Genomic DNA, 14,910 nt, shown 5'->3' on the forward strand with positions numbered 1-14,910 from the left:
ATTCCGGAAATCGAAGGTGCCGGCTTGAAGATCCATGTCCGGGAAAAATCAACGGCGCGAAAGAACCAAAAACTTCGGCGTGAAAGTTCAGTCGGTGGCCTGTTTCAGGAACTCCACCAGGTCCTTTCGATCGCCCGGATCCGTCAGACGCTGCACCGGCATTTTCGTGCCCGGAAACATCTTGTCCGGTCCGATGTCGAACAGCAGGTCCACCGTCTCCTCCGTCCAGACAATCTCACTTCCGTGCAGCGCGTCGGAGAAGACATAACCCGGATAGGTTCCGGCGCGGCGGCCGAACAGGCCCGCCAGGCTGGGGCCGGATCGGGGCGGACCGCCCTCTTCCAGGGCATGGCAGATCGCACATTTACGGAATTGGAAGCTGCCGCGCTCAACCGGGTCGTCGGAATTTGCGAGGGCGCGGGACACCCGCTCCAACGGTTGGAACCGTGTCGCTTCGCCGACAATCGATGCTCCATCCGACGTCCGCCAGGCGCGCACGACGGAATCGATGCCCGCCGCATAAATCCGGTCGCCGCCGGGCGAAAATTCCAGCGCCCACACGGCGCGATAATGTTCCACCTGCATCGCAATCCGCGGTTCCGCGCCGCCGTCCCAGATCAGCAAGGTACCGCCGACGCCCCCGGAGGCGATCGACGCGCCCTCCCGTGACACGGCAACGGTCAGGACCGCCCCGTCATGGGGGTCGGTCATCTCACGCAGCATCTCGCGGCTGGCCATATCCCATACCCGTACGGTCTTGTCGGCAGATCCGGTTACAAGGATCTTGCCGTCGCCTGAAATCGCGAGGGCGTTGATCGGGAAGCCGACCTGCGCGAACCGGTATGCTTCGCTGCCGTCGAGGGGCCATGCGCGGATGTCGCCGTCATATCCGGCGGAGACGACACGGGTTCCGTCCGGGGTGAAGACAAGGTCGTTTACACTGTTGGTATGGCCTTCGAAGACGGACAAGGCCGCACCCGTTTCCGCATCCCATAGGCGCACCGTCCGGTCCCAGGATGCGGTCGCGATCCGCGTTCCGTCGGGCGAGACCGCCACGGCCACGACCTTCTTCGTGTGTCCGGTCAGGATTTGAAGCTGGGTGCCGGTCCCGCCGTCCCAGATCCGGGCCGTGCCGTCATCGCTGACCGTGACCAGCCTCGGCCGTAAGCCTTCGGATTGCGGCGGCAGGAACGCGACAGCATTCACGCCGGCCTCGTGCCCATAGAGTCGGGTCAGCTGGTCGCGATTCTCGACCGACCACAGAATGGCCAGATCGTCGAATCCGGCGGTCGCGGCATAGCGGCCGTCCGGGGATATCACGACGTCGCGAACCGGGGCGCCATGCCCGACGAAGTCCGCCCGGGCGGGCGACGTGCCGACGGCGAGAGCCGCCAGCACCGCCAAGGCGCCCACCAACCGTCCGACCCGGAGACCCGGCGTTCCAAGACGGCCGGTCATGAACACACCATCCCGACCATGCCCGCGGCACCGTTCTCCGCGTTACTCCGCCGGCGCGTGCTTGCCGGAGGCGGATTGCGACTGCACTTCTTCGACCCAGAGCGAATGGTGCTCCTTGGCCCAGTTCAGATCGACCTGACCGGTCCCCATCGCATCGAAGGCGCCTTCCATGCCCAAAGAACCAATGTAGATATGGGCCAGGATGACCGCGATCATGAACATCGACACGACCGAATGCCAAAGCTGCGCCATTTGCTGCTCCTGCATCGGCGTCAGATCGGTCGGCAGACCGAGACCGAAGACGTTCAGCAGCGCAAATGTGTCGGCGAACATGCTGGTGGTGAATGGATCCAGCAAGGCCCAGCCGGACAGGCTCAACGACAGGCCGCCCAGGATCGTGATCCAGAAGACCAATTTCTGACCGGCATTGAACTTCTTGGCCGGGGGATGAACCCCCTTCGAGAACAAGCCGCCCGCCTGTGCGATCCATTTCAGGTCGTGTCGGCTGGGAATATTGTGGACGACCCACATGACGAAAATGATCACCAGCCCCGCCATGAAGGCAAAGGCGACCCAGTTGTGCAGCCACTTGCCCGCCAGCGTGATCACCGCGAAGGCGTCCTTGCCGATCACGGGGATCAGAATGTAGCGGCCATAGAGAACATTAAGGCCGGTAATCGCCAGGATGATGAAGGATCCGGCCGTCAGCCAATGACCGCAGCGTTCGATCAAATTGAACCGCTCGATCGTGGTGCCCGCGGCGCCATGTTCGATCTTGATCCGGCCGCGGAACAGGAAGAACGCCGCCAGCAGGAACAGCATACCGGCAATTGCCCAGACGCCGTAGGTGGACAGGGGGCCGTTGCGCAGCGCCCGCCAGGTGCTGCCCTCCGCCTGAATCAGATTGCCTTCCCCGGCCCGGACGGCGCGCCAAAGTTCGGAATCGCTGGAATTGCCCAGGGCATCGCCCGGAACTTGTCCCTGGGCCTGCGCCAGGGCTTCCCCGGCACCTGGAACCATCTGCGGCGCCAGGGACAGTATTGCTGCCAACACGGTCAGCGCGATCAGATGAAATCTCAAGCCTTTCATCCCAACCTCCATAATCCGGCGGCGCGACGGCCGCGGGCGCGACTGCATGGCCGCGCGATTGAATTCGGGCCCCGTGATCAGGGCGAGCTTTGTTGCGAGGCGCGGCTGCGCAAGGCGTCCAGGGTTTCCTGGCTCAGTCCGGCATCCTGTTGACCTTGATAGACGCCGGGCTGGAAGAATTGCACACGGTCCTGCTCGTCTTCCCGGCACCCCGCCACCGTCAAGACGGCAGCAGTCGCGGCGACCAGGATCAGGGTGCGGTTCGCTTGTCGGTTCAGCATGGGTATCGATCGACCTTCGTTTTCAGGGGCGATTGCCACAGAGTGGCTGCTTACAAGGTGGTCATCGACCGCCTGGCCCGGAAAATGAGGCGCCGGAACCGAACCGGCTCCCGACGCCCCCAGATGCGGCATCGACCCGCCATCCTTGTGCCGCCCCGATTTTCCGGGGCGGCACGCGGATGACGCGGTCAGGTACCCTTCTGCTCGTAGGCCGTGCCCCAGCCCCAGGCGCCGGAGCCGAAGCCCCGCGACACCACGCGTTCGCGGTAGATGTCCGAGATGACATCCCCGTCGCCCGCAAGCAGGGCTTTCGTCGAGCACATTTCCGCGCAGAGCGGCAGTTTGCCTTCCGCCAGACGGTTGCGACCGTACTTCTGGTACTCCGCCTGAGACAGGTTTTCTTCGGGGCCGCCGGCGCAGAAGGTACATTTGTCCATCTTGCCACGGCTGCCGAAATTGCCCGCCTGAGGATACTGCGGCGCACCGAACGGGCAGGCATAGAAGCAATACCCGCAACCGATGCACAGATCCTTGGAGTGCAGAACCACGCCCTCGTCCGTCTGGTAGAAGCAATCCACCGGGCAGACCGCCATGCACGGCGCGTCGGAGCAGTGCATGCAGGCTACCGAGATCGACCGTTCACCCGGCTTGCCGTCATTGATGGTGACGACCCGCCGGCGGTTGATTCCCCACGGAATTTCGTGCTCGTTCTTACACGCCGTGACGCAGGCGTTGCATTCGATGCAGCGTTCCGCGTCGCAGAGGAATTTCATACGTGCCATAATTCAGTCCTCCCTCTTAAGCGCGTTCGATCCGGCACAGGGTACACTTGGTCTCCTGCATGTTGGTCACCGAATCGTACCCATAGGTCTGGGCCGTGTTCGACGATTCACCCAACACATAGGGGTCCGCCCCTGTGGGATATTTGTCGCGGAGGTCCTGACCCTGGTACCAGCCGCCGAAGTGGAACGGCATGAAGACAACGCCGGAGCCGACACGCTCCGTCACCATCGCCATGACATTGACCTTCGAGCCTTCCGGGCTGTGTACCCAGACACGGTCGCCGTCCTTGATGCCCAGATTGTTGGCATCGCGCGGATTGATTTCGACGAACATGTCCTGCTGCAGTTCCGCCAGCCAGGGGTTGGACCGGGTCTCGTCCCCGCCGCCCTCGTATTCGACCAGACGGCCGGACGTGAGGATGGTCGGGAAGTCTTTCGAGAAGTCCTGAGCCTGGATTGACGCGAAACGGGTCGGCAGACGGTACATTTTCCGATCCTCGTAGGTCGGATAGTCCGCCACCAGATCGCGCCGCGGCGTATACAGGGGCTCGCGGTGGGTCGGCACCGGGTCCGGGAAGTTCCAGACCACGCAGCGGGCTTTCGCGTTCCCGAAGGGCGCGCAGCCATGCTCGATGGCAACCCGCTGGATGCCGCCCGACAGGTCGACCTTCCAGTTGGTCTTCGGTCCGGCCACGGCATCGATGGCGGCTTTCTCTTCCGCCGTCAAATCCGCATCCCAACCCAGATCCATCAGCATCTGCATGGTGAATTCCGGATACCCGTCCGTGAGTTCGGACCCCACGGAATAGGACCCTTCGGCCAGCAGGTTGTCGCCGTCCCGTTCCACGCCGAAACGGGCGCGGAAGGTCAGACCGCCTTCGGCCACCGGCTTCGACGGATCGTACAGGATCGGCGTCCCCGGATGGCCCATTTCGGGCGTGCCCCAGCACGGCCACGGCATACCGTAATAGTCGCCGTCGCAAGGACCGCCGATCGCCTGCAGCGTCGTCCGGTCGAAGGTGTGCTGATTTTCCATGTGCAGCCGCATACGTTCGGGCGACTGGCCGGTATATCCGATCGTCCACATGCCGCGGTTGAACTCCCGCGTAATGTCTTCGATCAGCGGCTCGTCATTGTCCTGGATTTTGATGTTCTTGAACATCTCATCCGCCATGCCGAACTTCTTCGCGAACTTGTACATAATGGTGTGGTCGGGCAGCGATTCGAACAGCGGCTCGACGACCTTGTCACGCCACTGAAGCGACCGGTTCGACGCCGTGACCGAGCCGTAAGTTTCGAACTGCGTCGCCGCCGGAAGCAGGTAGACCCCGTCCTTCCGGTCATGCAGCACAGCCGATACGGTCGGATACGGATCGACCACGACCAGCAGGTCCAGCTTCTCCATTGCCGTCTTCATTTCCGGCAGACGGGTCTGCGAGTTCGGGGCGTGGCCCCAGAACACCATCGCCCGCAGGCCGTCCGGCTGATCGACATTCTCCTTGGCTTCGAGAACGCCGTCGATCCAGCGCGACACCGGGAAGCCCGAGGCCTCCATCAGGTCCTTGGAGGCAAATCGGCCCAGCAGGTAGTCGTAATCGACGTTCCAGACGCGGGACCAATGCTTCCAGGCGCCCGTCGCGAGACCGTAGTAGCCGGGCAGGGTGTGACAGAGCACGCCCAGATCGGTCGCCCCCTGCACGTTGTCGTGGCCTCGGAAGATGTTCGTTCCGCCGCCGGCCTTGCCCATATTGCCCAGCGCCAGCTGCAGGATGCAGTAGGCCCGGGTGTTGTTGTTGCCGTTCGTGTGCTGGGTCCCGCCCATGCACCAGATCACGGTGCCCGGACGGTTGTTGGCCAGCGTCCGCGCGACGCGCTTCAGCTGCGACCCCGGCACGCCGGTAACACGCTCGGTCTCTTCGGGAGTCCAGCGGGCCACTTCGGTTCGGATCTGATCCATCCCCCAGACGCGCTGACGGATGAATTCCTTGTCTTCCCAGCCGTTCTCGAAGATGTGCCACAGGATACCCCAGATCAGGCCGACATCGGTGCCCGGACGGAACCGGACATATTCGTCGGCATGCGCGGCCGTGCGCGTGAAGCGCGGGTCGCACACGATCATCGGCGCGTTGTTCATCTCCTTGGCCCGCAGCAGGTGCAGCAGCGAGACCGGATGCGCTTCCGCCGGGTTGCCCCCGATCAGGAAGATGGCGCGCGAATTGTGGATATCGTTGTAGGAGTTCGTCATCGCGCCATAACCCCAGGTGTTGGCAACACCTGCGACCGTGGTGGAGTGACAGATACGCGCCTGGTGGTCCCCGTTATTGGTCCCCCAGAAGGCGTAGAACTTGCGGAACAGGTAGGACTGCTCGTTATTGTGCTTCGCGGAGCCCAGCCAGTAGACCGAATCCGGTCCCGACTGTTCGCGAATTTCGAGCATCTTGTCGCCGATTTCTTCGATCGCCTGATCCCAGGAAATCTGCGTCCATTTGCCGTCCACCAGCTTGGTCGGATATTTCAGCCGACGTTCGCCGTGGGCGTGCTCGCGGACCGAAGCCCCTTTCGCACAATGGGCGCCCAGGTTGAACGGGCTGTCGAAGCCGGGCTCCTGCCCGGTCCAGACGCCGTTTTCCACCTCGGCCATTACGGTGCAGCCGACGGAACAATGCGTACAAACCGACTTCACGGTCTGCACATTGCCGCCGGTACCGGGCGCGTTCGCCGCTTCCGCACGCCGGGTCATCAACCCCGCCGGAGCCGCGGCAGCCACCGCGATTCCGCCGGCCGTCAGGCCCGAGCGCTTCAGGAAGGTACGACGATCCACCGCATCACCGGACACGGCCGCGAAGGCCGCTGCCGAACGGGGGCCATTTGCAACCCCGCTGGTCTTTTTCCGGAGCATGTCTCTCCCTTTCCTTTGTTCTGGCCGATCCCGGTTCAGGCGCCTGTCGCGCCGCCCGTTCGGCCCCTCCTTATCGACATCTTTACGCTACGCTCGTCTCTCTCGGCGTCCTCGGGACGCTGCGCATCCGACCCAAAGCAAACGGGCCCGCGCGGTTCGCATCAGAACCGGGCGAGATCGTAATAGGTCTTCACATGCGCGGTTTCCCGATAGTCGCCTGCGGACTCGGTCAACACCTCCGCTTGCGCGGGGGCGACGCCGACGGCCGCGGCCACGGCACCGGCTCCCACGGCGACGCCTTTACCGGCGGCCCCGAAGAACTGGCGACGGCTGACGCTATCGTCCTTATCGCTCATGCCTACTTCCTCCCTTCAACAAGGGTTGCTGAATAGAACCCCATTCCAATCGGGGATCAGGCCCGGGCAATCATCCCGAAGCTCTGCTCCTCTATCGTCATGAAGATCCGTCCGATCCGACCGACATTGCGGTACGCATCGGCAGTCTTCGCCTTTTCCAGATCGGCGAAGAACTTCCCGGCCCAGGGTTTCAGGTGGGCCGAAAAAAACTGGTCCTGATCGTAGATGTCGAACTCGCCCATGGCGGTTCCTTCGATCAGATGGCACATGATATCGCACAGGGACCCCATGTGATCCTCCGGCTCCTTCACGGAATCGGGCCGGGCGAAACCCAGCCGACGCATGTCGCCGCGCAGGACTGCCAGCGGCTTTTCATTCAGGAAACCGGTCAAGTAATAGGATGCGAAGGGCAGCAGTTCCCCGCGCCCGACCCCGATGAACAGATCGTGGAACTCGCGCCCAAGGCGCGCTGAATCCGCATTCTCGAGGTCGCTGGCAAGCCCTTGGGCCGCCCGTCCCAGATCCGATCCCACATCCGCAAAGGGCGCAATCGAGGCCGCTTCGGACGGATCCATGGGCCGTGCCAAAACGCGGGTCAAAAACGCGTAAAAAGCCTGGCGCGCCAGCTCTTCCGGCGAGCGCTCGGCCTCATGTGACTTATCCATGGCGAGATTGTCTCGCGTGCCTGTCACTTCGTCCCCTCCTCTTCCCCGGGACCGGCTTGAGCCTCGTCCCGGCGCGGATGCGATCAGTACAACGTCCGTGCGCTTTCAGATCGACCCGGAAACTTGTTATTGATTATTATTCTCAACATTCCCAATATTGGGCTAAATCCGCAATTTCGTTGCGAGAAATTGGCATTACCAATTTCATTATGTCCCAATGGTGTCGTCCTGTCTACGGTCGGTATCATCGACCGGATTTTCAATTTCCGCGATTTCTTCGCCACCTACTTCGGCGGCTTCATCCGGACCGGGCTCTTGGTCGGCTTGCGTTTGAACATCGGCGGGATCCTCGTCCGATGCCTCACCCTCGGCCAGGACCGACTCTTCTTCCTCTTCAGGCATTTCCTCGGGTTCGTCCCGGCGATAGCCCCGGCCGACCTGATAGGCGGTCTGCATGTTGGCGACGACCCGGGCGGCATCTGTGAAATCTTCGCCGTAATCGACAAGCCCGTCGACATTGGCCAGGACCGGATTGCTGCGCCAAAGCCGGCGCAAGGCCAAGCTGCGCAGCTGTTTGGGAACATCCGGCGCCATGAACTGTTTGAAATCCGATCCCGCCCCCAGGGTTTCCGGGTCGGGCAGCCCCAATTCCTCCGCCTGCCGGCGCAGCGCCTCTTCGGTCAGCTCCGATTCGTCCTCGGACGCGCCATCGGCGGCTTCTGGAACCTCGAAATCGGGCGCGACGACCGCGGCCTTTCCCGGGATGTCCTCCTCCACCGCCAAGGCGGGGGTCGGCTCCAGTTCCGACACAGCCGGAGCCGCCGCAAGTGTCGGGCGGCGATTCTGCGCTTTGCGGCGCGACCAGCGGCTGAGGAATCGATCCTGCGTCATCTGTCAGTTCAGTTTGCGCTTATCATAGAAGCGCTGTTCGATCGGATGCAGCGCCTTACCAAAGGCCGGTTCTTCGTGCCGGAAATCCTTGCGCTTGCGCTTCTTGAATTGGGTTTCTTCGTGATGCCGGTCGATGAAGGCCTGAACCCAGGCGATCAATCCTTCGGTCATCGGGACCGGTTCGACGATGTCCTCGCCGCTGTCCAGGAAATCCTGTGCCTCGAAGGGTGACGCGGTGGCACGCACGGCGCAGATTTCCGGGGCATCCGCGTCGTCGTCTTCCAGGTCCGGCGCGCGCAGCACGACATAGACCGACGGCGTTTCATTCGCCAGATTGACCAGATAGGCCTCGGTTTCCTTGCGGTGCAGTTCCAATTCCAGTGTCGCGATCTGGATGCGTTCGACATCGCCTTCGCGGTCCAGAAGCTTCCATTCGCTCAGCGCGGCCGCGCCGGGCAGAACCGCGACCGGACGCCAAGTATGGCTGATCCAGCGGCTGGCGGCCGGGCGCTTTTCAACAACAATCCCCAACGACATGCGGATTTCGCGGGCATCGAAGGCATCCGGATTCTCGTTGGACATCGTGCGGCGCGCGTCCTTCCCCGGTTTTCGCCGGCAACCGATTTAAACCCAAAAATCGGACCCTTGCGGCGAAGTTTAGAATTGGTCTGACCAATCTTGCCACGGGAGGGTTAAGAGACAATACTGTATGTATTCTTGATTCCGGTGCTTTTCGGAATTAGAACATGCTGAAGCAACAAATTGCAGAATCAGGGAATGGAAAACGATCCGTCGGCAATGGCATTGGCCGTGAATTTGGTGCTGGAGGGCGATTATCAGCTCTACGGTATCATCGGCCTGTCGCTGCAAGTCAGCCTTCTGGCGACGCTGATCGCGACGGGAATCGGCCTTCCCCTCGCTGCCTGGCTTGCCATTGCCCGATTCCCGGGCCGCGGCGCGGCCGTCACCATCCTGAACGCCATGCTGGGCCTGCCGCCCGTCGTCGTCGGTCTGTTTGTCTATCTTTCGCTATCCCGGGCCGGGCCGCTGGGCGAACTGGGACTGCTGTTCACACCGGCCGCGATGGTGATCGCACAGACGATTCTGATCACGCCGATCGTCGCCGCGATCGGTCTGCGCAGTCTGGAGGACTTCAACACCGAATATGCCGAGCAGCTTCGCGCGCTGGGCCTGTCCCGGCGGGAGCGGGCCTGGACCTTGCTGGCGGAAGCACGGTTCAGCCTGGCGACCGCTGTCCTGGCCGGGTTCGGCCGCGCCGTGGCGGAAGTGGGTGCGGTGATGATCGTCGGCGGCAACATTGCCGGCGTCACCCGTGTCATGACCACGGCCATCGCCCTGGAAACCAGCAAGGGCGATCTGGCCCTGGCACTGGCCCTGGGCCTGGTGCTGATCGCCATCGCGCTGTCCGTGAACGCGGCCGCTTCCCTGGTCCGCGAAATCGGCCGCCGCTCTGCGGGCGAGGTCACCATCCGGGGAGAGGCATGATGCCGCGCGATGGAACCGGAATCCCGGTTGGGTCCGAGAAGGTGACTTTGCGCGGCATTCGCGTCCAGCGCGCCGGGCGTACGGTCCTGGATATTCCGACCTGGTCTTTGCCGCTTTCCGGGGGCGTAACCGCCCTGATCGGCCCGAATGGGGCGGGCAAGACGACGCTTCTGCGGTTGCTTCACGATCTGCTGGTCCCGGATGCCGGATCCGTCGATTGGCCGAGCGATGCTCCGCCGCGCCGCGCCATCCTGCTGCAGTCTCCCGTCCTTCTGCGCCGCACCGTCGCAGCAAATTTGGATTTCGTATTGAAGCGGCGCGGCTTGGATAAACCGGAACGACAGCGCCAGACCACCCTGTTGCTGGAGCGTGCCCGCCTGTCGGACCGCCACGATGCCGCCGCCCGCCATCTGTCCGGCGGACAACAGCGCCGCCTTGCCCTGGCGCAGGCCTTGGCCCAGGCACCGCGCATGCTGCTGCTGGACGAGCCGACAGCCGGGCTGGATCCCGCCGCCGCAGGTGCGTTGGAAACCATGGTCGCGGAAGCCGCCGCTGCCGGGATCACCGTCGTCCTGTCTTCCCATGAGATGGGTCAGGTCCGGCGGCTCGCCGACCGGGTGTTGTTCCTGAACCACGGCCGGCCGTTTGAGACGGGCCGGCTTCCCGCCCTCTTCGACGCCCCGAGAAGCCCTGAACTGAATGCCTTCCTGAAAGGAGATTTGATATGCTGAAACCTATTCTAACGCGGCTCGCGCTTGCGGCGCTGCTGGTTGCCGGCGGCCTGCAGAATGCCCAGGCGGCGGAAAGGTTCATCACCGTCGCATCGACCACATCGACCGCAAATTCGGGCCTGTTCGATCACATCCTGCCCCTCTTCACCGACAAGACCGGCATCGAAGTGCGGGTCGTCGCCGTCGGCACGGGACAGGCGATCAAACTGGCGCGCAATGGTGACGCAGACGTTCTGTTCGTCCATCACAAGCCCTCAGAAGAGGCCTTCGTCGCCGACGGCTTCGGCGTCGAGCGGGTCGACGTCATGTATAACGACTTCGTCATTGTCGGCCCCAGCGACGATCCCGCAGGGATCAAGGCGTCCAGCGACGTCCTGCAGGCGCTGAACACCATCGCCCAGAGCGGTGCCCCTTTCGCCTCGCGCGGCGACGACAGCGGCACCCATAAGCGCGAACGCTCCCTGTGGAAGGAAGCCGGAATCGACAGCCCGTCCGGCGATTGGTACCGCGAAACCGGGTCCGGTATGGGCGCGACTCTGAACACCGCCCATGGCATGGGCGCCTATGCCCTGACCGATCGGGCGACCTGGCTGTCCTTCAAAAACAAGGACGGGTTCGAAATCGTCTTCGAAGGCGACAAGCGGATGTTCAATCAGTACGGCATCATCGCGGTCAGCCCGGACAAATTCCCGCATGTGAAGATCGACGACGCCACCGCCTTCGTGAATTGGGTGGTGTCGAAAGATGGTCAGGCGGCCATCGCGGATTACACGGTGGGCGGCACGCAATTGTTCTTCCCGAACGCCCCGATGCAGGGAAGCTGATCCGCCTCGCTAATCCGAAACACGATTGAATGTTGGCGCCCCGCCGGACGAAAGTCCAGGCGGGGTGCGGCTTTTGAGGGGGTCCCGATAGCGCGGGGCTCATTAGAAAATTTCACATGAAATCGGCGCGGCCCGCCCCATCTCTTTACCCGAGTTCAATGCCCTAGCGGATCGGACCCCGCCTGTTGATCCCGACCGGGATGCCTTTCGGGCCGGCGACCATTCGACCAGACCTTTGTCCGGTCCGTCCTGTCCAATACGATGGAGATGACACATGAAACGCCTGTTTCTTGCCGCTGCCGCGATTGCTCTGATTCCTGCCACGGGCGCCCTCGCTGCATCCGGTCAAAACCACGGCGGCGCGATCCAAGTCGCCGAGGTGAAGAAGAATGGCAGCCTGGCCGACGAAAAGGCGGCCGTGAAGGAGACCTTCGAGGAATGGTCCGAGAAGGTCGGAGACACTGCCGAGAAGGCCGGCAACGATGCCGGTGACGCCGCGTCGAAAGCCTGGGCCAATGTGAAGAGCGCCTGGGGCGAAGTTCAGAACGCGTCCGAGGAAACCTGGGACGACGCCAAGCAGACCTTCGACAACGCCGTGGACCGGCTGGAAAAGGCGGTCGAGGAATAAGCCTCAGCCGTTCAGGACGACCCGGCCGCAGGACGAGACATCGTATCCCCCCAGTTTCTCGGCCTGCGCCCGGAACGCCTCTCCCCGCGCGACCGCCAGCAACGCCTGAAACGGTGGTTCGAAATAGTCGCGGCGGTCGACGGCCAGATCATAGCGCTCGGCCGCCAAAGGCACGAAGGCGAGGTTGAAGCGTTTGGCCGCCGCGGCGATCCCGAAGGCCGCGTCCGCCTCGCCATCCGCAACGGCGGTCGCCGCCTCTGTTTCACTTTGGGCAACCATATCGTCCAGTTTCAGACTGCCCGCCGATACCTCGGCCTGCGCCAGCAACCCTTCCAGCAAAACGCGGCTGCCCGCCTCCGGCTGCCGGGCGCGCAGGACCGCACCCTTGCGTGCCAAGTCCTGAAGCGATCCGATCTGCATAGGGTTTCCAGCCGGCAGGATCAGCCCCTGCTGACGGCGTGCCCATTCGATCAGCACGATTTGAGACGCCGCCGCGCCGCCCTGGCCGCCGACGGAGAAGAGATGGGTGTTCGATTCCTGCGGTCCCTCCACGTCGCCGCCGCCGAACCGTGGCACATGCAGGCCGCAAAACAGGGCGTCGCCGTCCAGGAACCGGCGCAGACCGTTCAAAGATCCGTCGAACAGCATCGCGATGCCCGCATCGGCCCGCCGCAGGGCCCAATCCAGCAGCGGATCGTGGCTTCCCGCCGCGATCATCGGCCGAACGGCGCGGCGCCCGTCGTCGATCCCCGACGTGCCGGACGCGATCCACAGATCGACCAGGGGTTTCGGAAACAGGAGCTTGCCTGTCACCCGTGTGCAGGGAATTCGGTCCGACGCGACCAGGTCATAGACCTTGCGTTCCTTGATCCGAAGATAATCGGCGACTTCCGCCGTTGTCATAAGATGCTGTCGCGACATCTGGAAAGGTCCGGACGGATACCCTAAACCTATTGGAACCAAGTTTCTTCCGCGCCATCCTACAGCGCGCGCCCCAGTGTGAAAGCGGTATTCCTTGACCCAGGCTGACCTGACCCTTCCCCCGCTGCTGACCCCGATGGGGTTTGCCCCCGACGCGGACCTTCCGAACGAGGCGCTGTACCGGGCCCGCCGCGGCCGTATCGATCCTGGCACGGTGTGCTATTCGGAGCGGCCCGATCAGTTGGACGCGATCCTGATGCTGGCGCCCGACACGCCTCTGGGCCATGCCATTCAGGTGCTCTATCCCATGAACCTTGCAGGGAATGACGCGCTGGGCGCGATCATGCCGCCCGGCGTCGCGGTGCATATGGCCTGGCCGGACCGGTTCCTGGTCAACGGCGCCCTGGCGGGCGGGATCGCCCTTTATTGCGAACAGGACGACCTGGCGGCCGAACCGGACTGGATGCTGGCGCGCATCCGCATCGACATCATGGGCGCTCCGCACAATCCCGATCCGGGCCGCCGCGTCGACCGCACCTCGCTTTATGAGGAAGGGGCGGGCGACGCCTCGGCACCGGCACTGTTGCAGGCTTATTGCCGGCATTTCATGAACTGGCTGGACCGCTGGCAGCGCGGCGGACTGGACGCGGTTGCGCCCGCCTGGATGGAACGGGCCGGCGGCCGCGAGGAAGATCTGGCATTTCCGGCAGAACAGGGCCTGATCACCGGCCGGGTTGCCGGCCTGTCGCCGACCGGTGACCTGAAGTTGACCATAGGGGACGCGACGCGAATCCTGCCATTGTCCGGGGTCCTCGAAGGACCGAGTTGGGAGCTTTGACCATGGCGGCGCGGCCGGATTTCTGGATTTCATCGGGTTACACCCTGACACCGCCGGACGATGCGGGCCGCCTGCCGGTCACCGACGATCTGCTGCGAGCCTATCTGGCGCGGCCGGAACTGGCCCCGGTGGCCGAGTCCTGCGCGGCCGAACGCGCGCTCCACGGCGCGTTGATTGATGCTCCGCGTCAAGCGATCGACGATGCCCAATTGGGCGCATTCGAAGATTCCGACACAGCCGACAATTACCGCATCTTCCTGCGCTTCCGGGATATGCTGATAGCGGCGGGAAGCCTTGAAGCCGCTTATGCCAAATTGGCGCGCGGCGTCGATTTCCCGGTACCCGGCCTGTTCATGGATCAACTGGTCCATGCCCTGACCCGGCATATCCTGAACGACACGGACAATCCGCTTCAGGCCCGAGCGGCGGAGCTGCTGTTCCGCAGCCAGCGCGTGACGGTCCAGGACGGCCAGATCATGCTGGCCGACGAAGAGACCGTGGACCGGTTCGCCACGACCGGCGGCTTCGGCGATCTGGGCCGACTGCTCAAGGAAAGCAACACCGCGATGCGCGAGGTCGATCTCGACGTTCTGACCGAGGCGAACGCGCAGATGTATTGGTCACGCTCCGACCGGTTCGATACGGTTCTCGATCTGACTTTCCCCCGGCCGGGACTGGATGCCTTTTGCCGGGTGTTGGAGAAATGGGTCGCCTATTTCCTGCAACTGGAGACCCGCATCCACCCGGTTCAATCGATCCGGGACGAGAAATGGGTTTGGCATACCGGCTTGGATGCGGATTCCTCTGCGCTGCTGAACGATCTCTATCGCGGACAGGAACCCGATGAGGCACGGCTGTCACGGCTGCTGTCGCTGTTCCGGATGGAGATCAAGGACGCGGATACCGTCATCGAACGCGTCCGCGGCCGGCCGATCTATCTGGGTCTGGCCATGGATACTGCCGGAACGCTGCGCATGAAACCGCAGAACCTTTTGGTCAATCTCCCCTTGAACGAAGCCGCCTGAAGGCGAGGAGACGTGA

The 14,910-nt window shown here is 63.3% G+C and carries 16 protein-coding genes; 6 read left to right on the plus strand and 10 right to left on the minus strand.

The features are described from left to right. Positions 1-87: 87 nt before the first annotated feature. The 9 genes from ACO06O_RS12010 to ACO06O_RS12050 all read right to left on the minus strand — a co-directional run bounded on the left by ACO06O_RS12010 (position 88) and on the right by ACO06O_RS12050 (position 9,003). A complete protein-coding gene (locus tag ACO06O_RS12010) occupies positions 88-1,458 on the minus strand; it encodes a c-type cytochrome (protein ID WP_421880038.1) in 1,371 nt (456 codons plus the stop codon). A gap of 42 nt (positions 1,459-1,500) precedes the next feature. Next, positions 1,501-2,547, minus strand: a complete 1,047-nt coding sequence (locus ACO06O_RS12015) for a formate dehydrogenase subunit gamma (protein WP_421880040.1) — start codon at positions 2,545-2,547, stop codon at positions 1,501-1,503. A 77-nt stretch (positions 2,548-2,624) separates the two neighbouring features. After that, complete coding sequence (locus tag ACO06O_RS12020) at positions 2,625-2,828, minus strand: hypothetical protein (RefSeq protein ID WP_421880042.1); 204 nt, start codon at positions 2,826-2,828, stop codon at positions 2,625-2,627. A gap of 188 nt (positions 2,829-3,016) precedes the next feature. Continuing rightward, a complete protein-coding gene (gene fdh3B, locus ACO06O_RS12025) occupies positions 3,017-3,610 on the minus strand; it encodes a formate dehydrogenase FDH3 subunit beta (RefSeq protein WP_420420017.1) in 594 nt (197 codons plus the stop codon). A 16-nt stretch (positions 3,611-3,626) separates the two neighbouring features. Then, entirely contained in the window at positions 3,627-6,509 is a 2,883-nt protein-coding gene (locus ACO06O_RS12030; RefSeq protein WP_421880044.1) for a formate dehydrogenase subunit alpha, read from the minus strand. 161 nt (positions 6,510-6,670) lie between these two features. Continuing rightward, positions 6,671-6,865, minus strand: a complete 195-nt coding sequence (locus tag ACO06O_RS12035; protein ID WP_420420015.1) for a hypothetical protein — start codon at positions 6,863-6,865, stop codon at positions 6,671-6,673. Positions 6,866-6,921: 56 nt separating this feature from the next. Continuing rightward, positions 6,922-7,557 (minus strand): TorD/DmsD family molecular chaperone, encoded by a 636-nt coding sequence (locus ACO06O_RS12040; protein WP_421880046.1) that lies wholly within the window; start codon positions 7,555-7,557, stop codon positions 6,922-6,924. A 180-nt stretch (positions 7,558-7,737) separates the two neighbouring features. Beyond that, on the minus strand, positions 7,738-8,421 hold the full coding sequence (locus ACO06O_RS12045) for a DUF3306 domain-containing protein (RefSeq protein ID WP_421880048.1): 684 nt from the start codon (positions 8,419-8,421) through the stop codon (positions 7,738-7,740). Positions 8,422-8,424: 3 nt separating this feature from the next. After that, positions 8,425-9,003 carry a DUF3305 domain-containing protein gene (locus ACO06O_RS12050; protein WP_421880050.1) on the minus strand — a complete coding sequence of 193 codons (579 nt, stop codon included), beginning with the start codon at positions 9,001-9,003 and terminating at the stop codon, positions 8,425-8,427. Between the two features lie 195 nt (positions 9,004-9,198). On the opposite strand from ACO06O_RS12050, the gene ACO06O_RS12055 reads away from it, so the two are divergent. The 4 genes from ACO06O_RS12055 (at position 9,199) to ACO06O_RS12070 (ending at position 12,110) form a co-directional block, all read left to right on the plus strand. Then, positions 9,199-9,927 (plus strand): ABC transporter permease, encoded by a 729-nt coding sequence (locus ACO06O_RS12055; RefSeq protein WP_421880052.1) that lies wholly within the window; start codon positions 9,199-9,201, stop codon positions 9,925-9,927. Beyond that, positions 9,924-10,658, plus strand: a complete 735-nt coding sequence (locus ACO06O_RS12060; RefSeq protein WP_421880054.1) for an ATP-binding cassette domain-containing protein — start codon at positions 9,924-9,926, stop codon at positions 10,656-10,658. The genes ACO06O_RS12055 and ACO06O_RS12060 overlap by 4 nt, the downstream gene beginning before the upstream one ends. Further along, positions 10,652-11,482: a substrate-binding domain-containing protein gene (locus ACO06O_RS12065; protein ID WP_421880056.1), complete on the plus strand. Its 831-nt coding sequence runs from the start codon at positions 10,652-10,654 to the stop codon at positions 11,480-11,482. Before ACO06O_RS12060 ends, ACO06O_RS12065 begins: the two co-directional genes overlap by 7 nt. A gap of 274 nt (positions 11,483-11,756) precedes the next feature. Then, complete coding sequence (locus tag ACO06O_RS12070; RefSeq protein ID WP_421880058.1) at positions 11,757-12,110, plus strand: hypothetical protein; 354 nt, start codon at positions 11,757-11,759, stop codon at positions 12,108-12,110. 3 nt (positions 12,111-12,113) lie between these two features. On the opposite strand, the gene ACO06O_RS12075 is transcribed toward ACO06O_RS12070, so the two are convergent. Then, the gene (locus tag ACO06O_RS12075; RefSeq protein WP_421880060.1) at positions 12,114-13,031 is read right to left on the minus strand and encodes a substrate-binding domain-containing protein; all 918 of its coding nucleotides are present in this window, start codon (positions 13,029-13,031) and stop codon (positions 12,114-12,116) included. A gap of 94 nt (positions 13,032-13,125) precedes the next feature. Between ACO06O_RS12075 and ACO06O_RS12080 the strand changes: the two genes are divergently transcribed. Together ACO06O_RS12080 and ACO06O_RS12085 are read left to right on the plus strand one after the other, a co-directional pair. Then, positions 13,126-13,869: a biotin/lipoate--protein ligase family protein gene (locus ACO06O_RS12080; protein ID WP_421880062.1), complete on the plus strand. Its 744-nt coding sequence runs from the start codon at positions 13,126-13,128 to the stop codon at positions 13,867-13,869. A 2-nt stretch (positions 13,870-13,871) separates the two neighbouring features. After that, on the plus strand, positions 13,872-14,894 hold the full coding sequence (locus tag ACO06O_RS12085; protein WP_421880064.1) for a DUF6352 family protein: 1,023 nt from the start codon (positions 13,872-13,874) through the stop codon (positions 14,892-14,894). The last annotated feature ends 16 nt before the right edge of the window (positions 14,895-14,910 follow it).

This window comes from Pacificispira sp. (assembly GCF_965228185.1).
Taxonomy (GTDB): domain Bacteria; phylum Pseudomonadota; class Alphaproteobacteria; order UBA8366; family Aestuariispiraceae; genus Pacificispira.

Excerpts from the sequence above, each read along its gene's own strand:
- ACO06O_RS12010 (WP_421880038.1), bottom strand. The coding sequence starts at position 1,458 with ATGACCGGCCGTCTTGGAACGCCGGGTCTCCGGGTCGGACGGTTGGTG.
- ACO06O_RS12015 (WP_421880040.1), bottom strand. The coding sequence starts at position 2,547 with ATGAAAGGCTTGAGATTTCATCTGATCGCGCTGACCGTGTTGGCAGCA.
- ACO06O_RS12020 (WP_421880042.1), bottom strand. The coding sequence starts at position 2,828 with ATGCTGAACCGACAAGCGAACCGCACCCTGATCCTGGTCGCCGCGACT.
- fdh3B (WP_420420017.1), bottom strand. The coding sequence starts at position 3,610 with ATGGCACGTATGAAATTCCTCTGCGACGCGGAACGCTGCATCGAATGC.
- ACO06O_RS12030 (WP_421880044.1), bottom strand. The coding sequence starts at position 6,509 with ATGCTCCGGAAAAAGACCAGCGGGGTTGCAAATGGCCCCCGTTCGGCA.
- ACO06O_RS12035 (WP_420420015.1), bottom strand. The coding sequence starts at position 6,865 with ATGAGCGATAAGGACGATAGCGTCAGCCGTCGCCAGTTCTTCGGGGCC.
- ACO06O_RS12045 (WP_421880048.1), bottom strand. The coding sequence starts at position 8,421 with ATGACGCAGGATCGATTCCTCAGCCGCTGGTCGCGCCGCAAAGCGCAG.
- ACO06O_RS12050 (WP_421880050.1), bottom strand. The coding sequence starts at position 9,003 with ATGTCCAACGAGAATCCGGATGCCTTCGATGCCCGCGAAATCCGCATG.
- ACO06O_RS12055 (WP_421880052.1), top strand. The coding sequence starts at position 9,199 with ATGGAAAACGATCCGTCGGCAATGGCATTGGCCGTGAATTTGGTGCTG.
- ACO06O_RS12060 (WP_421880054.1), top strand. The coding sequence starts at position 9,924 with ATGATGCCGCGCGATGGAACCGGAATCCCGGTTGGGTCCGAGAAGGTG.
- ACO06O_RS12065 (WP_421880056.1), top strand. The coding sequence starts at position 10,652 with ATGCTGAAACCTATTCTAACGCGGCTCGCGCTTGCGGCGCTGCTGGTT.
- ACO06O_RS12070 (WP_421880058.1), top strand. The coding sequence starts at position 11,757 with ATGAAACGCCTGTTTCTTGCCGCTGCCGCGATTGCTCTGATTCCTGCC.
- ACO06O_RS12075 (WP_421880060.1), bottom strand. The coding sequence starts at position 13,031 with ATGTCGCGACAGCATCTTATGACAACGGCGGAAGTCGCCGATTATCTT.
- ACO06O_RS12085 (WP_421880064.1), top strand. The coding sequence starts at position 13,872 with ATGGCGGCGCGGCCGGATTTCTGGATTTCATCGGGTTACACCCTGACA.